Raw genomic sequence first — 23,785 nt, 5'->3', positions numbered from 1 at the left:
CCCGACTCATGACCGACGTCTCGCTTGCGACAAACGTCCCGCTGGCCGTGACCGCGGGTGTGACAACGTTCTTCTCGCCGTGCGCGTACCCGCTCCTGCCGGGATACGTGGGCTTCTACGTGAACTCCGTCGACGCCGACTCCGCGTCCGTCGTCGGGGCGGGGGCTCGAGGGATCGCGGCCGCGGTCGGCGTGTTAGCGACGTTCGCGCTGCTCGCGGGCGCGACCGTCCGGATCGGCTACTCGACGCTGTCGAACATCACGGTGTTCGAGACGCTCGTCGGCGGGCTGCTGATCGCCTTCGGACTGCTCGTGGTCTCCGGGCGCGCGCCGTCGATATCCGTGCCGCTGCCGGAGCGGCGGTCGAGCGTGTTCGGGTTCGGCGTCTTCGGCGCGGGGTACGCACTGGCCGGCGCCGGCTGTGTGGCCCCGGTGTTTCTCAGCGTCGTCGCCCGGGCGATCGCGCTCCCGTCCGAGACGGCGGTACTCCTCCTCGCCGTCTACGCCGGAACCGTCGCCGTCCTGATGGCCGCGACGACCGTCGCGACGGGCGTCGGTCTCGTCAGCAACGCCAACCGGGTGATGAACCACGCGGGACTGCTGAAGCGGATCGCGGGCGCCGTGATGATCGTCGCGGGGATCGGCCAGCTGTACCTCTCGCTGGTCGTGTATTGAGGCCGGACTCGTCTCCCGAACACGGACGGGCCGCGTCTCGCTCCCCGAAACGGGTCCCGTAGATTCTTAACCGATACAGCGGAACTTCCGTACAGCCGAACCGATCGGTTCGGTCCCCGTATCATGAACCTAGACGAGTTCACCGCCGCGAACGCACCGACCGACAGCGCGGAACCGTTCCAGCGCGAGAACAGCTACACCCTAGACGTCGACGTCGACGGCACCGTCATGGCGAAGGCCGGCTCGATGGTGGCGTTCACGGGCGACGTGTCCTTCACCGGGAAGGCCTCCGCGGAGGGCGGTATCACCGGGTTCCTCAAGGAGGCCGCTACGAGCGAAGGAACGCCGATCATGGCCGTCGAGGGGCAGGGCCACGTTTACTTCGCCGACGACGGCAAGAAGGTCCAAGTCGTCGAGCTCGACGCCGGCGAGTCGATCACGGTCAACGGCGAGGACGTGCTCGCCTTCGAGGAGTCGCTCTCCTACGAGATCAACACGATCGACAGCCTCGCCGGCGCGCTCGCCGGGGGCTTCAGCAACGTCTATCTCGAGGGGCCGGGCTACGTCGCGATCACCACCCACGGCGACCCGATCGTCCTCGAACCGCCGGTGTCGACCGACCCGAGCGCGACCGTCGCGTGGAGCGGCACGTCGCCGGACGTGGAGGTCAACCGCAGCCTCTCGGACATGATCGGCCAGGAGTCGGGCGAGCGCTACCAGATGCGCTTCGGCGGCGAGGGGTTCGTCGTGGTCCAGCCGCGCGAGGAACACGTCTGAGGCGGCGACGGGAAGTCAGCCCGGTAGCCCGGGGCTATCGCGCCGCCAGCCAGCCGGCGAAGTCGTCGGTGAGGAAGCCGACGTAGTCGACGACGCCGAGGTACAGCACGACGACCACGACGATCAGGATCGGGACCCGGACCGCCCAGATCCAGACTGCGTCGAGGCCGGCGCCGTCAGCGATCCCCTTTCTGAGCTCCTCGCGGCCGACGTCCGGGATCACCCAGCCGACGAACAGCGCGAGCAGCAGCGAGCCGAGGACGAGCAGGATCCCGTCCGCGAGCCCGTCGTACAGGCCGAGGAAGATCGAGTCGATCGTGACCGGGACGCCGAGCAGGAAGACGGCGGCTCCGAGCGCGGCCGACGCGGGCACCCGGGCGACACCGACCTCGTCGATGAGGTAGGAGACGAGCACCTCGAGGATACTGATCGCGGAGGAGAGCGCGGCGATCCCGACCATGCCGAAGAAGACGACGCCGAGGATCCGGCCGCCGGGAATGCCCGCGAACGCGGCGGTGAGGCTCACGAAGATCGTCCGCGGGCCGCCGGCGCCCGGTTCGATCCCGATCGAAAAGAGGACGGGGAAGACGACGAAGCCGACGAGGACGGCGACGAGCGTGTCCAGCGCCGCAATGATCCCGGCGTCGGCCGCGAGGTTCCGGTCCTCGCCGAGGTAGGAGGCGTACGTTATCATCACGCCCATCCCGAGCGACAGCGTGAAGAACGCCTGTCCGGCGGCGGCGGGGAGGATCTCAGTCCAGTTCGCGGCGATTGTGGCGAAGTCGGGCGAGAGGTAGTAGGCGTACGCCGCGCTCGCGCCGTCGAGGGTGAACCCGTACGCGGCCAGTCCGACGAGCAGGACGAGTATGGCCGGCACCATCACCTTCACGCTCAGTTCGATCCCCCGCCTGACGCCGGCGGCGATGATCCCGACGACGAGCAGCATGAACATGGCGTGGAAGAGGAGGGTGTCGAGCCCGGTCGAGACCGACTCGTACAGCGCGTCCGCGGCCGCCGGGTCGGCGACGGTGAACCCCTCTGTGATCCCGATGAGCGTGTAGCGCAGGAACCACCCCGCGACGACGCTGTAGTACGAGAGGATGATGAAGCCGGTGACGACGAACAGCCAGCCGGCGGACGACCAGACGCCGCTGCCCAGTTCCCGAAGCGCCCCGACTGGGTTCCGGTCGGTGCGGCGCCCGATGACGAACTCCACGAGGATCGCCGGGAACCCGATCAGCGCGACGAACGCGAGGTAGGTGATCAGAAACGACGATCCGCCGTACTGGCCGGTGATGAACGGGAACCGCCAGATGTTCCCCAGCCCGACCGCGCTCCCGACCGCGGCGAGGATGAACCCCGCCCGCGTCGCCCACGTCTCGCGTGCCATTGGTGTGCTGGATGAAATCCCTCTCCCCGATAAAAACGTGTCTCTCTGGGCCGCTTACTGCTGATAATCGAACATGATCAATCGGTCACCGGCCCGGAAACGAACGTTCGCCGCCGTGCGTCCGTCGACACGTCGGCCGGTCGGACCCGCATCGGGGACCGTGAATTTAATAGCCGGACAGGGACCTCACGAGGTATGGAACGCGTAGATGTCGCGATCGTGGGCGGCGGGCCGGCCGGGTCGTCCGCGGCGCACGCGGCCGCGACCGGCGGGGCGGACGCCCTGGTCGTCGAGAAAGGGGTCCCCCGGGCCGACCGCGACGGCCTCGGTCCCGACTCGACCGACGCGGCCGGGATCTTGGACTACTGGGTGGACATCATGGGGATCCACCCCGACGAGTTCGACGACGGAGTAATTCAACGCGAGCTGAACCGCGCCGAGTTCCGGGGGCCCGACGAGTCGGCGACGCTCACTTCCACCGGCATCGACTCCTCGTACGACAAGTTCGGCTACACCTTCCAGCGGGCGCGGTTCGACGACTGGCTCCGCGACCGAGCCGAGGAGGCCGGGGCCGAGTACCGCGTCGGGACCTCCGTCCGCGGCGTCAACACTGACCTCTCGGTGGGCCCCGCCGACGGCGATCCGCGCCACACGCTCGAAATCGCGGACGGCGGCACCGTCGGCGCCGACTTCGTCGTTCTCACCGACGGCCCGCAGCGGACGGTGACGAACCGCGTCCTCGACGAGTACCTGCCCGCGGACGCGCAGGCCTCCGAGCGGTTGGCCTCCCGGACCGCCAACCACATCGCGTATCAGGAGTATCGGCGCGTTCCCGAAGACGTGTTCGAGGAGGTCGAGGACGCGCTCGTCTTCTGGTGGGGCGTGATGCCGGGCGAGACCGCGTACCCGTGGATCTTCCCGAACGCGGACCGCGTCTGCCGGGTCGGGCTGACGATGCCGATCGGCCTCGACATCGACGAGATCGACGCCTCGGAGTACGCCCTCCTCCGCGAGGACGACGAGTCGATCCCGCAGGGCGGCGAGTACATCCGCCGACTCTTGGAGTGGCAGTACGGCGAGGAGTACGACATCGAAGAGGAGTTCCCGCTCGTCGAGGACGCGGGCAAGCGGGGCGGGACGGAGACGTACCCGATCTCGTCTACCCGGCCGATCGACTCGCCCGTGGAGGCCGGCATCGCGGTCGCGGGCGGCGCGATGGGGACCACGTCGGCGTTCCACGAGGGCGGCGATCACGTCGCGGTCCGAACCGGCGCGATCGCGGGCGAACTCGCCGCCGAGGGCGACTTGGCCTCGTATAACCGCCGCTGGAAGGAAGCGATCGGCGACGAGGTCGTCCGCAACGTGACGATGGCCGACATGGTCGCGGAGTACGAGCCCGCCGACTGGGACCGCGTCATCGGCGCGGCCGACGCGATGCTCGCCGCCGAGACCGGCGACGACCTCCTCTCGCAGCCGTACCGCTCCGGGTGGGAGTCGCTCAAGCTGCTGGTCGGTTACAAGTGGAACAAGCGCCGGGTGAAGAAGGGGTACGTCGGCATCGACGAGAGCGAGTACGTGTACTGACCCGCGGACGCCGTCGACCGCGTCGCCGGCGGCGCTGCCCCCGACGAGACCGGTCCCGCTACCGGATCACGGGCGCCGCCAGCTCCACCGGCTCCGCGTCGATCCCCGCCACGTCAACCGGTTCGGTCTCGTGGGTTGGCCACCGACCGGTCTTCGTGAGCCGCTCCGTCAGGTCCGGCGCGACGAGGTGCGTGTCCTCGCTTTTCGTTCCTCGGACCGTCGGATTCCACGCGTAGCCCATCGGCCACCGGACGGGCTCGTCGCCGTCGGGCGTCGCTATCCACTCTCGGCCCGCGAACCCGGCCGCGCCGCCCTGGTGGTGCTTCTCCCATTCGTCGGCGAAGCCGACCGCGTCGTACGCCTCTCGGATCGCCTCGAACACGTCACCGGCGGCGTCGGGGGCGTCCGCGGACCCGGCGTCACCGTCTCCTCCGACGAGCGTCCCGGCCGCCGCGGCCTCGGTGGCTCGGATCGCGGTGGCCTCGACGCGCGCCGCGGCGCGGTGTCGCTCCTCGAACCAGTCCGGCGCGTCGAAGGCCACCGTCCGCGTCATCGAGGCGTAGAGCCCCGCCCGCTCCGCGGTGACCGAGACGAGCGCGTAGTCGCCGAGCGCGGCGTCGCTCGGGGTGTAGTGGCGGAACGCCTGCGCTCGCTCCGCGCCGCCGACGAGGACGACCGGCGTGTCCACGTCGCGGGAGGCGAGCGAGATGTCAATGCCGGCCGCGACCTCGTACTCCGGGTCGTCGGGTTCGAGGTTCCGGCAGACGGTCTCGACGGCGGCCGCGACCTCCCGACCCAGCTCGCGGTACCGCTCGACGTCGTCGTCGGTGAGGGGTTGTCGGAGCCGGCTCCCGTCGACCGCCTCGAAGCCGGACACGTCGAAGTCCGCGGCGGCGGGCTCGGGCGACCGCTCGGCGACCGCCGCGGCGAGTGAGTCGGCGTACCACGGGAACGACTCGACCGCGAACGCGTCCGGAAGCTCCTCGTCGGCGAGCCGGTCCGCCTCGATGTCGTCGGCGATCACGCGGAGTTCGCCGTCGTAGCCAGCGGCCGCGACGCCCGTCGCCGCGTCGGCGTCCACGACGTTGTCGCCGCCGGTGAGCCACGCGAACCCGTTCGGCCGCGCGAACCAGACCGCTTCGAGTCCGCGCTCGGCGAGGTAGGCGTCCAGCCTGTCCGTGCGGGCGGCAAGGTCGACCATACGGACGGACTGTCGCCGAACGGGTAAAACCGGTCGGAAGCCGTCTGCGCGCGGACGCCGTGCGACCGCTCCGTACCCGCCGTCCGGTCGACACCGACCGACGACCCGCCTGGGCCGCGACCGTCGCCGCGCTGTCTCCCGATCGAGCCGCCGGGCCGGCCCCGCGGGCGGTTCGAAACGAAAGGTTCAATTACGTCCCACGGAAACGACGAGACGCGTCAGTAAGCCCCTTCGGGTTGGTAGTCTAGTCCGGTTATGACACCTCCTTGACATGGAGGAGGCCGGCGGTTCAAATCCGCCCCAACCCACTTTCTTGCGGCCGATACCACACGACTGCGGGAGTCCCGGATGTAATCACCGGACGATATAGCGACGAGTTCAGCGGAGGCAGTGCGTTACTCTGTCTAACTGAACACTGAACGAGTCATCAGACTGTGATCGCAAACCCGTCGCTCGGGGAGATTTTCTGAGCAGAGATTCTTCCCTCCGAGCATAAGTTTCCGATCCGAGGCCACCTCCGAATTCGGCTCCCGATTTGCGCTACAACTCCCGGTTGTAATCGTCGCGGTCGTGGCGGTAACCGGATTGTCACTGTACCTCTCTGTGACTATGGCCGCGGCTTCCGGCCTCCTCGTCGGAACCATCGTCGCCTTGCTCGTCGCTGCTCTCGCAACGATACTCGATTAATTCCATCGGCTATCGGTGGACGACCCGGGACGGACGCTTGATCCGGCGGTACGTCGAGGGGTCCTGATCCGCCGCGAGCCGGGGGGCCTCACGGCGTCGGTCGGGGGTGGCTAATGAGAAGTTTCTTTTACCTCACCCCGGAGAATAGCGGTAGATGAGTGACCGAGGCGGTCGACCGTCGGACCGAACCGAATCCCCCGCTTCGAGCGGTGAAACGGCGGGTTCCTTCGATCCGGCGTCGCTGACCTCGTCCGCCCCGGTCGCCGACGACGGCGCGTCGACCGGGCGACTGGTCGTCGTCTGCGGGCTGCCCGGCGTCGGCAAGACGACCGTCGCCGAGCGGATCGCCGACCACGTCGACGGGCGGATCCGGCGGACCGACGTGATACGCAAGCAGCTGTTCGACGACCCGGAGTACACCGACGCGGAGACCGAGGCGGTCTACGCCGAACTGCTCGCGCGCGCTCGCGACGACGTCGGCGACGGGGGCGCCGTCGTCCTCGACGCGACGTTCGCGGACGCCCGGTTCCGGGCGGACGCCCGGGAGACGGCCGCCGAGGCCGCGGCCGAGTTCGACCTCGTCGAGGTCGCCTGCGACGAGGCGGTCGTCGAGCGCCGGATCGAGCGCCGAGACGGGATCAGCGACGCCGACTTCGAGATCCACCTCCACTTCAAGGAGCTGTTCGACGAGGTGGCGTCGGAGCACGTCGTCGTCGACAACTCCGGGACCGAGGCTGAGACGTTCGCGCAGGTCGACGCGGCGTTCGGCGAGCGGGCGACCGACGGTGACGCGGCCGGGTACGACGCGACCGACGGCGACGCGACCGGCGAAGGTACGGCCGTCGAAGGTTCGACCGTTGACGGAGACGATCGGTCGACCACGCTCACCGACGCGGAGTGAGTTCGGTCCGGCGCTCCGGGGCGCCGTCGTCGTGCGAACGGATCGCGTGACGGGCGCACACACGCGTCTCCAATCACTTATACGGGCGAGCGCACAACGGAAGGTATGAGCGAAGAATCCGGGCGGAAGAACCTCCGCATGCCCAACGACGACGAAGTGTTCGCCGTAGTGACAGAACACCTCGGCGGCAACCACGTCCAACTGCGCTGCGCCGACGGCGAGGAACGACTCGGCCGGATCCCCGGCCGCATGAAGTACCGCACGTGGATCAACGAGGGCGACGTGGTCCTCGCCGAGCCGTGGGACTGGCAGGACGAGAAGGCGAACGTCGAGTGGCGGTACGATGACGAGGACGCCGACCAGCTCCGCCGCGAAGGCCACATCCAGTAGCGACGCCCGACTCGTCGGGCGAGCGGACCGCCCCGGACGCGCAGTTGTGTTGTCACCGATCGATGCTCTCGCCGCTCTTCTCGATTACGCCGCGACCCGGCAGCGGGTCGTCTCGGTCCCCGAACCGGCCGGCGGAAAGATACGGTCAGTACGGCGACGGCCACCGATTCCGCCGGAATCGGGACCGATCGAGAGCGGCCGGGGCGGCCGAGTCGCTCCGGCTCATCCTCCGTAGTGTGTAGTATTGTGGTCTATATCCAAAACCGTTATCAGTCCCGGGCGTGTACCAAGTGGTATGAGTTCGACAGAAGCCGCTCCCGCAGAACCGATCCAGCTGGACGACGCCGACGCGTTCGACGACCGAGTCGCCGAGAACGATGTCGTTCTCGTCGACTTCTACGCCGACTGGTGCGGTCCGTGCCGGATGATGGAGCCCGCCGTCGAGGCGGTCGCGAGCGACACCGACGCGGCGGTGCTGAAGGTCGACGTCGACGTCCACCAGGCCCTGGCCGGCGAGTACGGCGTCCAGGGGATCCCGACGCTGCTCGTGTTCGCCGACGGTGAGCCGGTTGAGCGTATGGTCGGCGCGCAGAGCGAGCAGGCGCTGACCGACGCGGTCGGCGAACACACCGCCTGAATCGGTCCGACAGGCGTCACACACTGAACACCCGAGACGCGGGACCGCGCCGGCCATCGCGGCCCGAGTCGCCGAAACCGACACCATGAGAACGATCCAACTCGACGACGACGGTATGACCCCGAGAGAGCTCCGCGCGGACGTCCCGGCCCTCGGCGACGCGGCGTACTTCAACTTCGGCGCGCACGGGCCGAGCCCGGAGTACGTCGTCGAGGCGGCCGGGTCCTTCATCGAGGAGCACGAGTACGGCTCCGCGACCACCGACCCGTACGGCCACGCGTTCGAGACGTACGACCGCGTTCGCGAGCGGATCGCGGCGTTCGTCGGCGCCGACCCCGAGGAGGTCGCGCTGACGGAGAGCACGACCGACGGGATCACCCGCGTCGCCGGCGCGATCGACTGGGAACCGGGCGACGTGGTCGTCCGGACCGATCTCGAACACCCGGCAGGCGTCCTCCCGTGGAAGCGCCTCGAACGCGAGGGCGTCGAAGTCCGCGTCCTCGAAACGGAGGCGGGCCGCGTCGACCGCGACGAGTACGCAGCGGCGGTCGCGGACGCCCGGCTCGTCTGTTTCAGCGCGATCACGTGGACCCACGGCACCCGCCTCCCCGTCGCCGACCTCGTTGAGGTCGCGAACGACGCGGGCGCGTTCACCCTCGTCGACGCGGTTCAGTCGCCCGGGCAGGGCGCGATGGACGTGAGCGAGTGGGGCGCCGACGCGGTCGCCGCGGCCGGCCACAAGTGGACGCTCGGCCCGTGGGGCGCCGGATTCCTCTACGTGGACCGCGACGCCGCGGCCGATCTCGCGCCCCACGCGGTCGGCTACCGCGGCGTCGAGGACCCGACCGGCGACGAGATCGAGTTCAAGCCGGCCGCAGGGCGCTTCGAGGTCGGGACGACGACGGCGGCGGCGCACGTCGGCCTCGTCGAGGCGCTCGACGCCATCGAGGCGGTCGGCCTCGACGCGATCGAGGCGCGGATCGAGGCGCTCACCGACCGGCTCAAGGACGGCGTCCCCGAGGACCGACTCCTCAGCCCGCGGGCGTTCGAGTCCGGGCTCGTGACGATCGACGTCGACGACCCGGAGGCGACCGTCGAGCGACTCGGCGAGCGGGACATCGTCGTCCGGTCGCTCCCGCACCCGGACGGGATCCGGGTGTCGGTCCACGCCGTCTCGACGGAGGCGGAGGTCGACCGGCTCCTCGACGCGCTGGAACCCGAGTGGTGACCGGCGGGACGGGTCGCCGTCCCGTTCCACGTCGCGGGGTCGCGTCGGCTCAGTCGCACGCGCCTCGACCGGACGCGTTTTAGTACTCGACGCGCAATACCGCCCATGGGATTCCACACGTTCGACGCCGAGCAGGCGTCGCAGCTCGAGCGCCCGAGCCGCTACCGATGGGTCTCCGCGGAGGAGCTTATCGGCCCGCTGGTCGAGGTCGGCGCCGCGGTCGTCGCCGACCTCGGCAGCGGTACCGGCTTCTACACCGACGCCGTCGCCGAACACGCCGAGACCGTCTACGGCGTCGACGTCCAGTCGGAGATGCACGAGTACTACCGCGACAAGGGGCTCCCGGAGAACGTCGACCTCGTCGCGAGCGACGTCTCGGACCTCCCCCTCGCCGACGGCGAACTCGACGGGGCGTGCTCGACGATGACGTACCACGAGTTCGCGAGTCCGGACGCGATCGGCGAGCTCGCCCGCGTCCTCCGCTCCGACGGGCGGCTCGTCGTGTTCGACTGGTCGGCCGACGGCGACGGCGACCACGGGCCGCCGGTCGACGAGCGCTTCGCTGCGCGCGACGCGCGCGAAACGCTCGCCGACGCCGGGTTCGAGATCGAGCGCGCCGAGACGCGGACCGAAACGTTCGGCGTCGTCGCGCGGGCACCCTAAACGACCGTCCCGTATCTGTCCGAAACCGCCGCCACACCGTCGCATTCGAACGTTCGTGAAGAAATACCGTTAGGTGTATCCAGCCCGTACGAGGGGTATGTCCGTCCGTCACCGATCGGTAGCCGTCGCCGCGCTCGCCATGTTCGCGACGCTCGCCGCGCGACCGGCCGCGGCCCACGTCGACTACGTTACCGAGGACTCCGGCGACCCGCTCGACGCTGTGGCGTTCGTCGTCGAGGTGCTCTCGGACCCGTTCAACGCGGCGCTGTTCGCGGGGTCCGGAGCGCTCGGGCTCGTCGGCATCGCGGCGTACCTCTGGGTGCGACCGACGATCGTCGACATCGTCGTCCTCCGCGAAAAGCTCGCCGGGTACGCCGACCTCGTCCCGTGGATGCTCCGCCTCGCCGTCGGGCTCCCGCTCGTCGGCGCCGGCTTCGAGGGGTATCTCTTCGCGCCGACGCTCGCGTTCGACACCGGGGCGAGCCCGCTCCTCCGGGTGCTGTTCATCGGGCTCGGGTTCTTCACCCTCTTCGGGCTGGCGACGCGGATCACCGCGACGGTCGGCCTGCTGACGTACGCGTGGGTGTTCCTCGCGGTCGACCCCCTCGTCTTCCTCGCCGTGGAGTACGTCCCGGTGTTCCTCGCGCTGCTGATCCTCGGCGGCGGCCGCCCGAGCGCCGACGACATGCTGCTGGCGGTCGCGAGCACGCCGGGCTCATACTACGGCCGGGTCGACCCCGTCCAGTACCTCAAGTCGTTCCTCGACGAGTCGACGGCCCCGCTGCGGCGCTACGTCCCGGCGGTGCTCCGGGTCGGGATGGGCGTCTCGTTCGTCTACCTCGGCCTCATTCAGAAGCTCGCCGACCCCGCGAGCGCGCTCCAGGTCGTCGAGAAGTACGACCTCACGGCGGTGGTCCCGGTCGACCCGGGGCTGTGGGTCGTCGGCGCGGGGGTGACCGAGGTCGCCGTGGGGCTCGCGCTGATCGCGGGTTTCTTCACCCGCGGCGCGGCCGCGCTCTCGTTCGTCCTGTTCACGACGACCCTGTTCGGGCTCCCGGACGATCCCGTCCTCGCGCACGTGGCGCTGTTCGGGATGGCGTCGGCGGTGTTCACGCTCGGCTCCGGCCCGCTCGCGTTCGACTACTGGTTCGGTCGGCCGGCGCTCGACGGCGACGACTCGGCGGTCGCGGCGGACTGACCGCGACGGGTGCTCGTCCGTGACGGGCCACGACCGCGGGCGGGCGCCGCGACCGCGACCCCCCGCCGGCTTTTAAGTTACTCTCGCGCGGTGAGGGAGGTATGCGAGTGGACCTCGGCAACGCCCTGGCGACGACGCCCGGGCTCACGACGGCAACGCTGGACCGACTCGACGACCGCGTCGCGGCCGCGCACGAGCGGATCGCGGCCGGGATGGCCGACGACGAGTTCGGGTACGCCGCCCTGACGCTCCCCGAGACCGCGGACCCGGACGCGATCTACGCCGCGGTCGAGGGGTTCGACCGCCCCGAGGCGGTGTTGACGGTCGGGATCGGTGGCAGCGCGCTCGGCGCGGCGACGCTGTCGAACGCCCTCGACAGCGACGTGGACGCGTACGTCCTCGACAACGTCGACCCCGACGAGACGCGGCGCCGCCTCGCCGACCTCCCGCTCGACGACACCGTCGTCAACGTGGTGTCGAAGTCGGGGACGACCGCGGAGACGCTCGCGAACTTTCTCGTCGTCCGCGAGGCGATGGCCGACGCGGGTGTCGACTGGACCGAGCGCACCCTCGTCACGACGGGCGAGTCGGGGAACCTCCGCCGGCTGGCCGACCGCCACGACCTTCCGTCGCTCCCGGTGCCCGACGGCGTCCCCGGGCGCTTCTCGGCGCTGTCGACGGTCGGGCTCGCTGTCGCCGCGCTCCAGGGCCACGACGTCGAGTCCGTCCTCGCGGGGGGCCGCGACGGGATGGACGCGCTCGCCGGGTCGCTGTACGACTCGCCCGCGTACGCCTACGGGGCGGCGACGTACGCGCTCGCGGAGCGGGGCGCGCTCACCAACGCCGTGATGCCGTACGCTGAGTCGCTGGAGACGTTCGCGGAGTGGTTCGCCCAACTGTGGGCCGAGAGCCTCGGGAAGGACGGGCTGGGGCAGACCCCGGCGCGCGCGCTCGGGGCGACCGATCAACACTCCCAGCTCCAGCTGTACCGCGCCGGGCCACCCGACAAGCTGGTGACGCTCGTCCGGCCGACAGAGCGCGCCGACGCGCCGATCCCCGAGACGGACCTCGACGGGCTCGCGTACCTCGGCGGCTCGTCGCTCGGCGGCCTGCTCGACGCCGAGTTCGAGGCGACTGAGGCGAGCCTCGCGGCCGCCGACGTCCCCAACGTGCGGGTCGAGATCGACCGCGTCGACGAACGCGCGCTCGGCGAACTCCTGTTCGGGATGGAGGCCGCTTGCGTGCTGTACGGCGAGCTCGCGAGCGTCTCGACGTTCACCCAGCCCGCCGTCGAATGGGGCAAGAAGGCGGCCCGCGGGCTGCTCGGCGGCGGCGACTTCGAGGAGGCCGAGGCGGTCGCGGAGAAGCGCGAGCTGCGAATAGACTGATCTGCTCTGCGAGTGGGGACGTCGTCGGCGCCGATCCCCTTCCGGTGCGTCTAAAGCCCTTGCGAGTCGTGTTCACTGTAATGAGCGACGACCTCTCGGCCTCGGCGGTCGGCCAGCGCGTGTTCCGCGTCGCGAGCGCCCTGTTCGCGATCGTGTTCGCGCTCCTCGTCGCGAGCGCGATCACCGCGCCGGGCGCGGAGCTGGCCGCCTCCCTCGGGCTGGTGTCGGAGGGCACGACCGGCTACCAGCTCCTTCAGACGCTGCTCCAGTTCGTCGGGTTCGCGATCGCGGTCGCCGGCTACCTCGCGATCACCGACCAGTGGACGCTCGCCCGGATCTCCCGCCCTGACGCCCGCGAAGCGGCGATCATCGTCGGCGGGGGTATCGCCCTCTTCGCGTTCCAGTACGGCGCGCTGTTCGCGCTCGATCAGGTCGGCCTCTCGACCGGGCAGAATCAGGCGGTCGTCCCCGCCGGCAACCCCGTCCCGTACTACCTCGCGATGATCGCGGTGTCGCTCGCGGTGGTCGGCCCGGTCGAGGAGCTGCTGTTCCGCGGCGTCGTCCAAGGCACCGTCCGCCGCGCGTTCGACGCGGTCCCCGCGGTGCTCATCGCGAGCCTCGCGTTCGGGCTGATCCACCTCCCCTCGGTCTCGGGGACGCCGGTCGAGCAGTGGGCGTACGTCGGTATCGTGGTCGTGTTGGGGTCCGTCCTCGGCGCGTTCTACGAGTGGACGGACAACGTGGTGGTGCCGGGGCTGGTCCACGGCATCTACAACGCGGTCACCTACGCGGTGCTGCTCGCGCAGGCCCTCTGAGGGGCACCGGTTCAGTACGTCTCTTTCCCCCACCGCAGGTCGTCGTAGGTCGCCTGCTGGTCGCTGCCGAGCCGCTCCTCGAACTTCCGGCGGAGCGCCGCCTTCTCGCTGGCTGAGATGCGCGCCAGCGCGTCCGCCTTCGCGACCGGCTCCGGCGGGCCGCGGGTCGCCGCCACCTCGGCGACCACCTGCCGGGTGAGCCGTTCGCGGGTCCCCGCGTCGCGGGTGAACGCGTACGGCGCCTCCAGCTTGTAGGTCACGTCGGTCCGCGGGTCGTAGACGACCATGAACGTGGGCTCGTACAGCTCGGGGTCGAGCTCGCGGTCGACACCGAGCGCGTCGCCGTCGGCGGCCATCGGCGCGTCCGCGCCGCCGCGGCTGCGGAACCACGTGGTGAACGTGAGGTCGTCGTCGAGCCGCGCGCCGCGCTCTGCGCCCCGGTCGTCGTCGGTGAACTCTCCGTCGCCGGCGGCCCCGTACGGCTCGCGGCGCTCCAACAGCCGGGTGAACAGCGCGGTGTCGTCGGGCCACGGCGACTCGACGCCGGCGCGCGAGAGCGCGCGGACAGCGGTGCCGCTCGCGGGGTTCTTCACGAAGCCGGCCAGCGGCACGTCGCGCTCGACGAACCGCTCGACGAGGCGGACGTACTTCTCGATCACCGCTCGCGGCTTCGCCTCGCGGGCGAGCGCGCCGAGCTCCGGGTCGCGGTCGGCCCACGTGAACAGCTCCTTCGGGTAGATGGGGCCGTCGAGGACGAGCAGGTCCTCCACCCGGTCCGCGTGGTCGAGCGCGTGGGTCCCCTCCGCGAGGTATAAGGCGAGCGCGTGGACGACCCGCTCCGCGTAGCGGTTCACCCGCGGGACGTGGAGGACGCGCTGCTTGGTGTGGCCCTCGTCGCGGCGCGTCCACTCGCTGTCGAAGCCGGCGGTCGAGTCGCCGGCGTGGACGGTGGCCACGATGGTGCGGTCGCGGTGGAGGTCGAGGTCGGTCGGCGAGCTCGCCATCGCCGCGTGGGCGACGTCGACGACGAGGCCGTTCTTGAACGTCGTCGGGTTGATCGTCCCCGAGTCGAGCCCGTGGACCGCCTCGAACGGGCGCTCGGCGAGCGCCACGTCGTCGATGGCGGCCCGATGGCGCTCGTGGTCGCCGAGCGCCGCGAGCACGACCCGGCCGTCGCGGCGTAGTTCGGGGAGCCACTCCCGCCAGACGCGCTCGGCGAGGTCGTCGTGGTCCGTCGCGTCCACGTCGCCGCCGATGCCGTACGCGAGCCGGGCGATGTTCTCGACGTGGATCGGATCGAGCGTCACGACCGTACGGCGGGCCGGACCAATATAAAAGGCGTCGGCCGCGCGGTCGACGACCTGGGCGCCCGGCGCGAGTTCGCTCAGCGGGGGTTCACTCGGCGGGAGTTCGCTCAGTGAAACCGGTTCCGTCCGGTGAAGTTCGTGCCACTCAATGAGGTCATTCCGCCCGCCGGGACGAACGTGTTCGATCATCGCCGAACAATCGGCAACGTCGTGGGGTAAATTGTGTCAGCGCGATATCACTCAGCGGCTTAATTACCAGCGTCTCAGGACCTGAGAGACGGTATCAGCGATAATATCTGGAGGCGACGTGTTTTTATACCGTGCGACAATCGTCGCCCATGGCAGAGACTGCGACCGGCGTGGACGCGGGGGGATCGGGCGGGCTGGCGGAGAGCGTGCGGGACGTGATCCGCTACATCCCGGACGGCACCTCGATGCCGGAGGAAATGTGGAGCCCGCGGCATCGGAACATCCTGATTTCGATCGCGGTCCAGGTGCCGCTGCTGATCGGGCTCGGCCTCTACAACGGGACGGAGTCGTTCACCGGCGCGCAGATTCCGGCGACGCCGCTGTGGATGCTCGGCGGGTTCGTCGCCGTCATCCTCGGCACCGGCGCGCTGGCAAGCTGGTCGCGGCTCGGCCGCCGCCAGCGGACGGTGCTCTCCGCGTTCAGCCTCATGACCGTCTCGATGGCGATGGTCAAGCTGTCGGGCGGCTACATCGAGGCGCACTTCAGCTTCTTCGTGTTTATCGGGGTGCTCGCGCTGTACGAGGACTGGCTCCCGTTCGCCGTCGGCGTCGTGTACGTGGCGGTCGGCCACGGCGCGTTCAGCCTCATCGATTCGAGTCTCGTCTACAACCACACCGCGGCGATACAGAACCCGATCGTCTGGGGCGGCATTCACGCGGTCTTCGTCCTCGCGCTGGCCAGCGCGCTGATGGTCAACTGGTACTCGATCGAGAAGTCGCGCGAGGCGGCGCGCGAGCAGCTGGAACTGGCGGAGCGGAAGCAGGCGGAGATCCAGGACGTCGAGGCGGCGAAGGCGGAGGTCGAGGAGCGCCGGGAGGAGGTCGAGCGGCTGAACAGCCACCTCGAGACGAAGGCGGACGACTACAGCGCCGCGATGGGCCGGGCGGCAGACGGCGACCTCACGGTCCGGCTCGACGCGGAGAGCGAGAGCGAGGCGATGGCGCAGATCGGCGCGGCGTTCAACGAGATGATGGAGGACATCGACGCGGCGATGGGCGAGGTGCGGTCGTTCGCGCAGGACGTGTCGACCGCGAGCGCGGACACGGTCGACGGCGTCGAGACCGCGTCCGACCGGAGCGAGGCCGTCAGCCGGTCGGTCACGGAGATCGCCGAGGGCGCCGACGAGCAGCGCGAGATGCTGCGGCAGGTGTCCGACGAGATGAACGACCTCTCGGCGACGATCGAGGAGGTCGCCTCCTCGACCGAGACGGTCGTCTCGGTCGCCGAGCAGACCGCCGACATCGCCGACGAGGGCGAGGAGACCGCCGAGGCGGCGATCGGCCGCGTCGAGGAGTCGCGCGAGGCGCTCGACTCGGCCGCGGGGACCGTCCAGCAGCTCGACGACCGGATGGAGGACATCGGCGAGATCGTCGACCTCATCGGCGACATCGCCGAGCAGACGAACCTGCTCGCCTTGAACGCGAACATCGAGGCCGCCCGCGCGGGTGGCAGCGGCGGCGGGAGCGACGGGTTCGCGGTCGTCGCCGACGAGGTGAAGCAACTCGCGGAGGAGACGCAGGACGCCGCCACCGAGATCGAGGAGCTCATCGGCGCCACGCAGTCGCAGACCGAGGGGACCGTCGAGGCGGTCCGGAGCGCCGAGGAGAACATCGCCGCCGGGGCCGACGCCGTCGAGGACGCCGCGGACGCGTTCGCGCGGGTGTCGGAGAACGCCGCGGAGACCGACGAGGGGATCCGCGAGATCAGCCGGGCCACCGACGATCAGGCGGCCAGCACTGAGGAGACCGTCTCGATGGCCGAGGAGGTCGCGGAGATCAGCGGGTCGACGGCCGACGAGGCCGACGCGGTCGCCGAGGCCGCTGACGAGCAGCTGACCGCGATGAGCGAGGCGACGACGGCGGCCGGGTCGCTCGCGGAGCAGGCGGAGCGGCTCGGCTCGCTCGTCCGGGACTTCGACGTCTCCGGCGGCGGGACCGGTCCCGCGTCGGGCCCCGGCCCGAGCGCGGCGGTCGGCGACGGCGGCCAGCGCGAGTAGACGCGCGGCGACGAGACGTTTTTCCGCGGTTCGGCGCTGCCCGGCTATCTATCGTCCGACTCGCTCCGAACAGCTTCGAGGACCGCCAGCGCGCGCTTCACTCCCGCGCCGTCCTCCACGAACACAAGCGTCCGGGGCGGGCGGACCGCCTTCGGCCGGACGCGGAGGTCGACCTCCCTCGCCGCGTCCGCGACCGCGTCCGGGGCCGCGACCGCTTCGATCCGCGCGCGGTCCGGCTGGACGTACACCTCGGCGACGGTCGGGTCGGGGTCGGTCTCCGCGGACGCGTCCCCGTCTGGCGAGCCGTCGCGCTCGCGGACGATCCGGTACGCCAGCGCGCCGTCGGCGGTCGGCTCGACGTCGGGGTCGGCGTCGGCGACGGTCAGCCCGCGGAGCCGGCTCTCGTTCCCCGTCACCTCGGAGGCGAGGAGCTGAGCGATCCGGACGCCGTCCGCGAGTCGGTCCGTCACCATCTCACGCCGCCCCCGAGTCGTCGGCGTCGGTCGGATCGCCTCCCGCGTCGCCCGCCTCGGCGGCGAGCTCCTCGCGCACGTCGACCGCGAGGCGGTCGACCGCGACGCCCTGCTCGCGGGCGTAGAGGACCGCGGCGGCCTCGATGGTGACCGCCAGCGCCCGCTGACGCTCGTTGATCGCGGCGACGGCGCGCTGCTTCTCGACGCCCGCGGCGACGACGGCGTCGAGCGCGCTCTCGAAGGTGGACTGCTCGCGGAGGACCGACTCGTCCGGGGTGAACCCCTCCGGGACGGTCACCTCGGCCGGGTCGAACTGCGGGACCAGATCGCCGTCCTCGGACGCCAGCAGGCCGCGGCCGAGCGCGACGTCGACGAGCCGCTTCGCCTGGTCGGGCGAGAACCACTCGCGCTCCAGCGACAGCGCGACGACGAACTCCCCCTGCCCGAGCCGGTCCTGTGCCCGAGCCTTGAACGGGGCGGCGACGGCGACCTCCAGACTCATGTGAGACGAACGGCCCGGCGGGCGCGTAAACGTGTCGAACCCGGGGGCGACCGGACGATCCCGGGACTCAGTCGTCGCCGGGGGCGGCGGTCTCCGCCGGGTCGGCGTCGGCCGAGGTCGGATCCGCGTCGATCGTGAGGCCGGTCCCGGCCATAACGAACAGCACAAACGGCGAGAGGAACGCGAACAGGTAGTACGGCGCGTACTCGATGGTCGGGACGCCCGTGGCGCTCGCCATGAAGACGGCGCCCGCGTGCCACGGCATCAGGGCGCCGGTCGGCGTCCCGGCCGCTTCGACCGCGCGCGAGAGCTGGTCGGTGTCGAGGCCGAGTTCGTCGTAGGTGTTCCGGAGCGTGACGCCCGGCAGGACGATGCTCATGTACTGTTGGGCCGTGAGGGCGTTGATGAAGATCGCGGAGACACCAGTTCCGGCGACGAGCGCGCCCGGACTCCGTACGGACGAGGTGAACGCGTGGGCGATCACCGCGAGGACGCCGGTGCGCTCCAAGATGCCGCCGAGTGACAGCGCGGCGACGATGACCGTGATCGTCCACGCGGAGCCGGTGAGTCCCCCGGTCGCGAGGAGTTCGTTCACGGTCGTAGAGGCCGACTCCGGCGAGGTCCCGTACATGAATATCTCCCAGGCGGCGACGAATCCGGTCCCTTGGAGGAGGATCGTCGTGAGCGCGCCGGCGAACACGCCCGCGACGAGTGTCGGCAGCGCGGCGTACCCCCGCAGCGCCAGCCCGAAGGTGACGACGAGCGGGACGAAGGCGACGGCGGTGACCGCGTACGTCTCGGTGAGACCGCCCTGGATCGCCGCGATCTCGCCGGCGGGAATGTCGCCGCTCGTGCGGAGGCCGAGCGCGGCGAAGCCGAGGACCGCGAGACCGAAGGCGATCGCGGTGCCGGTCCGCATCCGTCGGATGTGCCCGTACAGGTCGGTGTTGGTGACGCCGGCGGCGAGGTTCGTGGTGTCGGAGAGCGGCGACTGCTTGTCGCCGGCGTACGCGCCCGAGAGGACCGCGCCGACCGTCATCGGTGCGGGGACGCCGAGCCCCGCGCCGATGCCCACGAAGGCGACGCCGAGCGTCCCGACGGTGGTCCACGAGGAACCGATGGCGAACGCGACGATCGCGGCGAGGACCGCTGCCGCGGGGAGGAACGTCGTCGGGGACAAGATCTCCAGGCCGTAGTACATCATGCTGGGGATCGTGCCGGCGCTGACCCACGTCGCGATCAGCCCGTAGATGGTGAAGATGATGAGGAGCGCCTGGAGCCCCATGACGAGGCCGTTCGCGATCCCGTCGAACAGCGCGTCCCAGTCGTAGCCGAGCCACAGGCCGAACGCGCCGACGAAGGCGATGCTCCACAACAGCGGCGGGTGCGGGTCGAGGCCGAGGACGGCCGAGCCGATTCCGAGGAACGCCACGACGGCGAGGACCGGGACCAGCGCCGCCGCGAGACTCGGGCGGCGGTCTGGATCCAGGTCGTCGTACGCCGTCGGGGTGAACGAGCGTGCCATATCCGATTGTATTCCTTTGAAGCATAAGTATGGCTCGAAATATGCGTGTGATAGATAGCGATAGATCTTGCCGCTTACGGTGAGCGGCTTCGGCAGGCCCCGCGGCACCCGCCGCGTCCGCCCGTGTGCCGCCGTGTCGCGGCGGTCCGCGAACGGACGCTCTTATACGCGTCGGCGGCGAAGCCGGGGTAACATGATATTCGAGGGCCTCCCGACGACTCCGCGCTCCGAGGAGCTCGTCGACAAGGCGTTCTCGCGGGCGGCGCGAGCCGGGCGCGCGAAGCGCGGCCACGAGGCGCAGGAGTCGATGCTACGGACCGCCGGCAACGTGCTCTCGGACAACTTGGAGAACGTCGTCACCTCGTGGCCCGACTTCGGCTTCGACGTCGACCCGTTCTACTACGAGCTCGCGGACGCACTCGTCGACGTCGACCGCCTCCGCCAGGCGCTCTCGCAGGTGATGTGGGCGAGCCGCCAGATCGAGGACCTCCGCGACGAGTACACGACGAAGGTCCGGAACTCCGACGTGGACACCGCGCGGAAACACCGGAAGCAGGCGTTCGCCCGCATGGCGGACATCATGGACCAGATCGAAGACGACCTGCGCTACATCGGCGACTCCCGGGACCAGCTGAAGGTCCTGCCGGACGTGGACCCGGACGAGCCGGCCGTCGTCGTCGCCGGCTACCCGAACGTCGGCAAGTCGTCGTTCGTCAACCGGGTCACCCGCGCGTCGAACCAGATCGCGGAGTACCCGTTCACCACGAAGGGCGTCCAGATCGGCCACTTCGAGCGCGACCACATCCGCTACCAGATCGTCGACACGCCCGGACTCTTAGACCGGCCGGCGGACGAGCGCAACGATATCGAGCGGCAGGCGGTGAGCGCCCTCGAACACCTCGCGGACGCCGTGATCTTCGTCATCGACCCCTCCGGCGACTGCGGCTACCCGCTCGAGGTCCAGCTCGAACTCCGCGAGGAGGCCCGCGAGCTGTTCGGCGCGGCCGTGCCGCTGCTCACGGTGGCGAACAAACACGACCGCTTCGAGGGCGTCAAGGCGGAATCAGTCGACGCGACGATGAGCGTCACGGAAGACGAGAACGTCGAGGATGTCCTCGACATGGCCGTCGACGCGGTCGGCTACGAGCCCGACCTCCCCACCCGCGACGGGGAGTAGTCGGTCGACGCGCTTGACGGTCGCGAACCGCGAAAAAAGGCTCCTCGCGGCGCTACGCCGGCGTCGCCTCGTACACGACGTTCACCGAGACGCTCACGCTCACGTCGCCACTCTCGACGGCGGTCGCGGCCCCGGCGTCGCCGCCCGCGGCCGACTCGTACGTCTGGGCGACGTACGGCCGCGACTGCGACCGCCCGGTCGACACCTCGTAGACCCCCGAGACCTCGAGCCCGCTCGCGTCGGCGAGCGCGGCGGCGTCGGCGTCGGCGTTCGACATTGCCTGTGCGATCGCCTCCTCGCGGACCTCCCGCTCGGTCTCCTCGCTCAGCCCGAACTCGATCCGCTGGACCTCGTCCGCGCCGGCGTCGATCGCGACGTCGATCACCTCGCCGACCGCGCCGACGTCGTCGAGTTCGATCGCGTACTGGTGGACGCCCTGGTACCGCGTCCGGTTCGGGTCGTCGCGGGTCTCGTAGCTCTCCTGTACGTCGTACCGCTCCGTCCGGATCGCGTCGTCGCTGAGGCCCCACTCGGTCAGCGCCGCCCGGAGATCCTCCTCGCCCGCGGCCAGTTCGTCGCGCACGGCCGCGGCGTCCGACCCGGTCGCGGTGACCGCGACGCGGAGGGTGGCGCGGTCGGGCGCCGAGGTCGCCTCGCCCGTCGCCGTCACTTCGATGTTCCGTTCCAGTTGCGCCTCGTCGCCGTCCGTCGGGGTCGCGGTGCCCGCGAACCCCGCACAGCCGGCCAACGCGACGAGGGCCGCGATGCCAACGATCGCTGTCAGTCGCCTGTTCATACGCGCTTAGTCGGTCCGAAAGCACGTATAAACCGCAGATAACGCAAAGAGTCGTTTTCGTTACCGCCCGTCGTCGCCGTCGCGCTCGCCGGCCGCGTCCTCGGTGATCTCCTCGTCCGCGTCGTCGTGGTCCGCGATGAACGCGTCGTCGCTCGCGCCTCCGGAGTCGCCCGCGTCCGCGTCGTCGGAGTCGCCGTCGCCCTGCGAGCTGGTACCCTCGATACCGCCGTCACCGCGGTCCGCGGCGGACTGCACGTCCGTCCCTTCGGAGCGGTTCGACTCGCGCTCGACGCCGCCGGTCACGGTTGCGGCGCGGCGGCCGGAGCCGAACAGCCGCTCGCGTAGCGACCGGCTGCTGGGCCGCTCTGTGAGGAGCACCGAGGCGTCAACCTCGTGGATGACGTCGAGGTGGAGCGAGTTGGAGACGAGCCGCGAGAGCAGCCCCTTCTCCGTGGCTCCGATGATGACCAGCGTCTTTCCGGCGGCCGCCCGACAGATGCCGTCCTCCACGTCGCCGCCGTCGTCGACGACGAGCTCCGCGTCGTCGAGGTCGTGTTCCGCCGCCCAGTTCGCGAGGAACGCCTCGCCCCGTCCCCTGTTTCCGGGCCCGTCCACCACGTGAAGCAGCGTCACCTCGGCCCCGGTGGCGTCGGCGAGCACCTTCGCTACCTCCGCGCTGAGGTCGGAGTCGGGGCCGCCGGAGGTGGGGATGAGGATCCGCGAGGTGTCGAGATCGCGCTCGTTGAGGATGAGGAAGTCGCAGGGAAGCTGGTTGGTGAGCTCGTCGATCGGCCGCTCGGCGCGGGCGGCGCTCCAGAGCTGGTCGTCGCCCCAGCCCATCAGCACCGCGTCCGGCCGGGTCCGTCGCGCCATGTTGAACACCTCCTCGAACGAGCGGTGCGAGACGACCGTGGAGGTCGACACCTCCACGTCGTAGTCGGCCGCGGTCGACCGGAGGTTCGCCATCCCCTCGCCGGAGACGTCCGCGATGCGCCGCCCGGCGTCCCCGGTGGACAGCGACATGCGCTCGGGCGCCTGAACGACGTGGACGATGTGGACGACGCCATCGTCGTGGTCGCTCGCGAGCCGCGCCGCTAGGTCGACGATCGGGCCGTCGGTCCGGGGGTTCGTGATCGGTACCATGACCCGGTACCCCTCGCCCGCGAACAGCGTCGCCTCGGTGGCGTCCAATATCGGGACGTACGAGCGCCCGGCCGCGCGGCCGAACACCCACTCGGGGACCGTGAGGCGGCGGCTCACGCCCTCGAAACGCGCCTCTTCGAGGCGCTCCTCGCTGGTCTGGAAGTAGTTGACGAGCGTGACGAGGACGACCCCGCCGATGGTGTTCCCGAGCAGGACCGGGAGGACGAAGCCGACGAGCCCGGAGAAGAGGCTGATCTCCGCGCCGTACAGCGGGATGCCGTGCTGGAAGAACAGGTACAGCACCTCGGTGAAGGAGACGACCACGTGAAACAGGTCGCCGAGCGGGATCGCGAGGAACGCGAGGTAGACGACGAGCATCCGGCTGACGGAGTCGGTGGAGGCGAAGCCGACCCAGACGACGCCGGCGACGACGAGCCCCGCCATCGCGGCCTTGAAGAACAGCGGCACGAACGGGACGCCGAATCCCCCCTCGGAGATGTACCGCGCCGCGTCGACGGTGTCGCCCGTGAAGACGCCGCCGTACGAGAGGACGGCCGCGCCGATCCCGCCGCCGACGAAGTTGCCCGCGAGGACGATCGTCCAGTGCCGGAGGAGCGTGGGGAGGCTCGCGAGCCGCTCCAAGGTCAGGGCCACCGGCGGCAGGGTGTTCTCGGTGTACAGCTGGTACCCGCCGATGATGATGTAGATGAACCCGAGCGGGTAGAGGAGGACGCTCAGTATCGGGTGAGAGTCGGTCGCCGCGGTCAGCGACGCGTACAGCATGAACGTGATCGTGATAGCCAGCCCGGCGGCGAGCCCGCTGAAGAAGAGTTCGCGGCTCCCGGAGGTCACCTCCTCGTCCGCGGCCGCGATGATCCGCTGGAACACCTCGTCGGAGGAGAACCGGTCCCGGACGGCCTCGCCGACCGCGGGCGCGCCGCTCCGGGACCGCTCGACGACCTCTCGCATGGAATCGTCGTCGGATTGCGTGGGATCCGTCACTGGCCGAGCCCACGGAGGCCCGATAAAAAGCCCTTGCTCTTCCGATCACGCGGACGCGAACCGGCGGACCGCAGCGACGGG

At 70.3% G+C, this 23,785-nt stretch carries 21 protein-coding genes and 1 tRNA gene; 14 read left to right on the top strand and 8 right to left on the bottom strand.

The window, feature by feature from the left end; translation table 11 throughout:
• Positions 1–8: 8 nt before the first annotated feature.
• Both EO776_RS10320 and EO776_RS10315 read left to right on the top strand, forming a co-directional pair.
• Positions 9–674: a cytochrome c biogenesis protein CcdA gene (locus EO776_RS10320; protein ID WP_007345107.1), complete on the top strand. Its 666-nt coding sequence runs from the start codon at positions 9–11 to the stop codon at positions 672–674.
• Positions 675–797: 123 nt separating this feature from the next.
• Positions 798–1,451, top strand: a complete 654-nt coding sequence (locus EO776_RS10315) for an AIM24 family protein (protein ID WP_049930842.1) — start codon at positions 798–800, stop codon at positions 1,449–1,451.
• 34 nt (positions 1,452–1,485) lie between these two features.
• On the opposite strand, the gene EO776_RS10310 is transcribed toward EO776_RS10315, so the two are convergent.
• Positions 1,486–2,841, bottom strand: coding sequence for a sodium-dependent transporter (locus EO776_RS10310; protein ID WP_094520907.1), 1,356 nt, complete (start codon positions 2,839–2,841; stop codon positions 1,486–1,488).
• Between the two features lie 195 nt (positions 2,842–3,036).
• Between EO776_RS10310 and EO776_RS10305 the strand changes: the two genes are divergently transcribed.
• Positions 3,037–4,425 carry an NAD(P)/FAD-dependent oxidoreductase gene (locus EO776_RS10305; protein WP_094520908.1) on the top strand — a complete coding sequence of 463 codons (1,389 nt, stop codon included), beginning with the start codon at positions 3,037–3,039 and terminating at the stop codon, positions 4,423–4,425.
• A gap of 58 nt (positions 4,426–4,483) precedes the next feature.
• On the opposite strand, the gene EO776_RS10300 is transcribed toward EO776_RS10305, so the two are convergent.
• Entirely contained in the window at positions 4,484–5,626 is a 1,143-nt protein-coding gene (locus tag EO776_RS10300) for a M24 family metallopeptidase (RefSeq protein ID WP_094520909.1), read from the bottom strand.
• Between the two features lie 233 nt (positions 5,627–5,859).
• Between EO776_RS10300 and EO776_RS10295 the strand changes: the two genes are divergently transcribed.
• The 9 genes from EO776_RS10295 to EO776_RS10255 all read left to right on the top strand — a co-directional run bounded on the left by EO776_RS10295 (position 5,860) and on the right by EO776_RS10255 (position 13,533).
• Positions 5,860–5,934: transfer RNA gene (locus EO776_RS10295), tRNA-Val, on the top strand.
• Positions 5,935–6,467: 533 nt separating this feature from the next.
• On the top strand, positions 6,468–7,214 hold the full coding sequence (locus tag EO776_RS10290) for an AAA family ATPase (RefSeq protein WP_094520910.1): 747 nt from the start codon (positions 6,468–6,470) through the stop codon (positions 7,212–7,214).
• Positions 7,215–7,319: 105 nt separating this feature from the next.
• Positions 7,320–7,604, top strand: coding sequence for a translation initiation factor eIF-1A (locus tag EO776_RS10285; protein WP_049930850.1), 285 nt, complete (start codon positions 7,320–7,322; stop codon positions 7,602–7,604).
• A gap of 295 nt (positions 7,605–7,899) precedes the next feature.
• Entirely contained in the window at positions 7,900–8,241 is a 342-nt protein-coding gene (trxA, locus tag EO776_RS10280; protein ID WP_049930851.1) for a thioredoxin, read from the top strand.
• 85 nt (positions 8,242–8,326) lie between these two features.
• Positions 8,327–9,469 carry an aminotransferase class V-fold PLP-dependent enzyme gene (locus EO776_RS10275; protein ID WP_086215378.1) on the top strand — a complete coding sequence of 381 codons (1,143 nt, stop codon included), beginning with the start codon at positions 8,327–8,329 and terminating at the stop codon, positions 9,467–9,469.
• A gap of 105 nt (positions 9,470–9,574) precedes the next feature.
• Positions 9,575–10,132 (top strand): class I SAM-dependent methyltransferase, encoded by a 558-nt coding sequence (locus EO776_RS10270; RefSeq protein WP_086215377.1) that lies wholly within the window; start codon positions 9,575–9,577, stop codon positions 10,130–10,132.
• Between the two features lie 97 nt (positions 10,133–10,229).
• On the top strand, positions 10,230–11,330 hold the full coding sequence (locus EO776_RS10265; protein WP_049930856.1) for a DoxX family protein: 1,101 nt from the start codon (positions 10,230–10,232) through the stop codon (positions 11,328–11,330).
• 101 nt (positions 11,331–11,431) lie between these two features.
• The gene (locus EO776_RS10260; protein ID WP_094495202.1) at positions 11,432–12,718 is read left to right on the top strand and encodes a glucose-6-phosphate isomerase; all 1,287 of its coding nucleotides are present in this window, start codon (positions 11,432–11,434) and stop codon (positions 12,716–12,718) included.
• 80 nt (positions 12,719–12,798) lie between these two features.
• On the top strand, positions 12,799–13,533 hold the full coding sequence (locus tag EO776_RS10255) for a CPBP family intramembrane glutamic endopeptidase (RefSeq protein WP_094520911.1): 735 nt from the start codon (positions 12,799–12,801) through the stop codon (positions 13,531–13,533).
• An 11-nt stretch (positions 13,534–13,544) separates the two neighbouring features.
• On the opposite strand, the gene EO776_RS10250 is transcribed toward EO776_RS10255, so the two are convergent.
• A complete protein-coding gene (locus EO776_RS10250; RefSeq protein WP_086215374.1) occupies positions 13,545–14,840 on the bottom strand; it encodes a DNA double-strand break repair nuclease NurA in 1,296 nt (431 codons plus the stop codon).
• A gap of 338 nt (positions 14,841–15,178) precedes the next feature.
• Here EO776_RS10250 and EO776_RS10245 point away from each other — a divergent pair, with 338 nt between their 5' ends.
• Entirely contained in the window at positions 15,179–17,086 is a 1,908-nt protein-coding gene (locus EO776_RS10245) for a methyl-accepting chemotaxis protein (RefSeq protein ID WP_049930862.1), read from the top strand.
• Between the two features lie 44 nt (positions 17,087–17,130).
• Here the strand turns inward: EO776_RS10245 and EO776_RS10240 are convergent, their stop codons facing one another.
• From EO776_RS10240 to arcD, 3 genes are all read right to left on the bottom strand, one after another.
• A complete protein-coding gene (locus EO776_RS10240; protein WP_086219681.1) occupies positions 17,131–17,559 on the bottom strand; it encodes a hypothetical protein in 429 nt (142 codons plus the stop codon).
• 1 nt (position 17,560) lies between these two features.
• Positions 17,561–18,061 (bottom strand): DUF2240 family protein, encoded by a 501-nt coding sequence (locus EO776_RS10235; RefSeq protein ID WP_176450702.1) that lies wholly within the window; start codon positions 18,059–18,061, stop codon positions 17,561–17,563.
• A gap of 67 nt (positions 18,062–18,128) precedes the next feature.
• On the bottom strand, positions 18,129–19,586 hold the full coding sequence (gene arcD, locus EO776_RS10230) for an arginine/ornithine antiporter ArcD (protein ID WP_094520912.1): 1,458 nt from the start codon (positions 19,584–19,586) through the stop codon (positions 18,129–18,131).
• A gap of 193 nt (positions 19,587–19,779) precedes the next feature.
• Between arcD and EO776_RS10225 the strand changes: the two genes are divergently transcribed.
• Positions 19,780–20,763, top strand: coding sequence for an NOG1 family protein (locus EO776_RS10225; protein WP_049930867.1), 984 nt, complete (start codon positions 19,780–19,782; stop codon positions 20,761–20,763).
• A 52-nt stretch (positions 20,764–20,815) separates the two neighbouring features.
• On the opposite strand, the gene EO776_RS10220 is transcribed toward EO776_RS10225, so the two are convergent.
• Together EO776_RS10220 and EO776_RS10215 are read right to left on the bottom strand one after the other, a co-directional pair.
• On the bottom strand, positions 20,816–21,559 hold the full coding sequence (locus tag EO776_RS10220; protein WP_094520008.1) for an SIMPL domain-containing protein: 744 nt from the start codon (positions 21,557–21,559) through the stop codon (positions 20,816–20,818).
• Between the two features lie 60 nt (positions 21,560–21,619).
• Complete coding sequence (locus tag EO776_RS10215) at positions 21,620–23,704, bottom strand: formate/nitrite transporter family protein (protein ID WP_049930869.1); 2,085 nt, start codon at positions 23,702–23,704, stop codon at positions 21,620–21,622.
• Between the last annotated feature and the right edge of the window lie 81 nt (positions 23,705–23,785).

Source organism: Halorubrum ezzemoulense, assembly GCF_004126515.1.
Lineage (GTDB): Archaea > Halobacteriota > Halobacteria > Halobacteriales > Haloferacaceae > Halorubrum > Halorubrum ezzemoulense.
The sequence above is the reverse complement of the archived record's forward strand: the minus strand, read 5'-3'. Positions and strand labels throughout refer to the sequence as shown.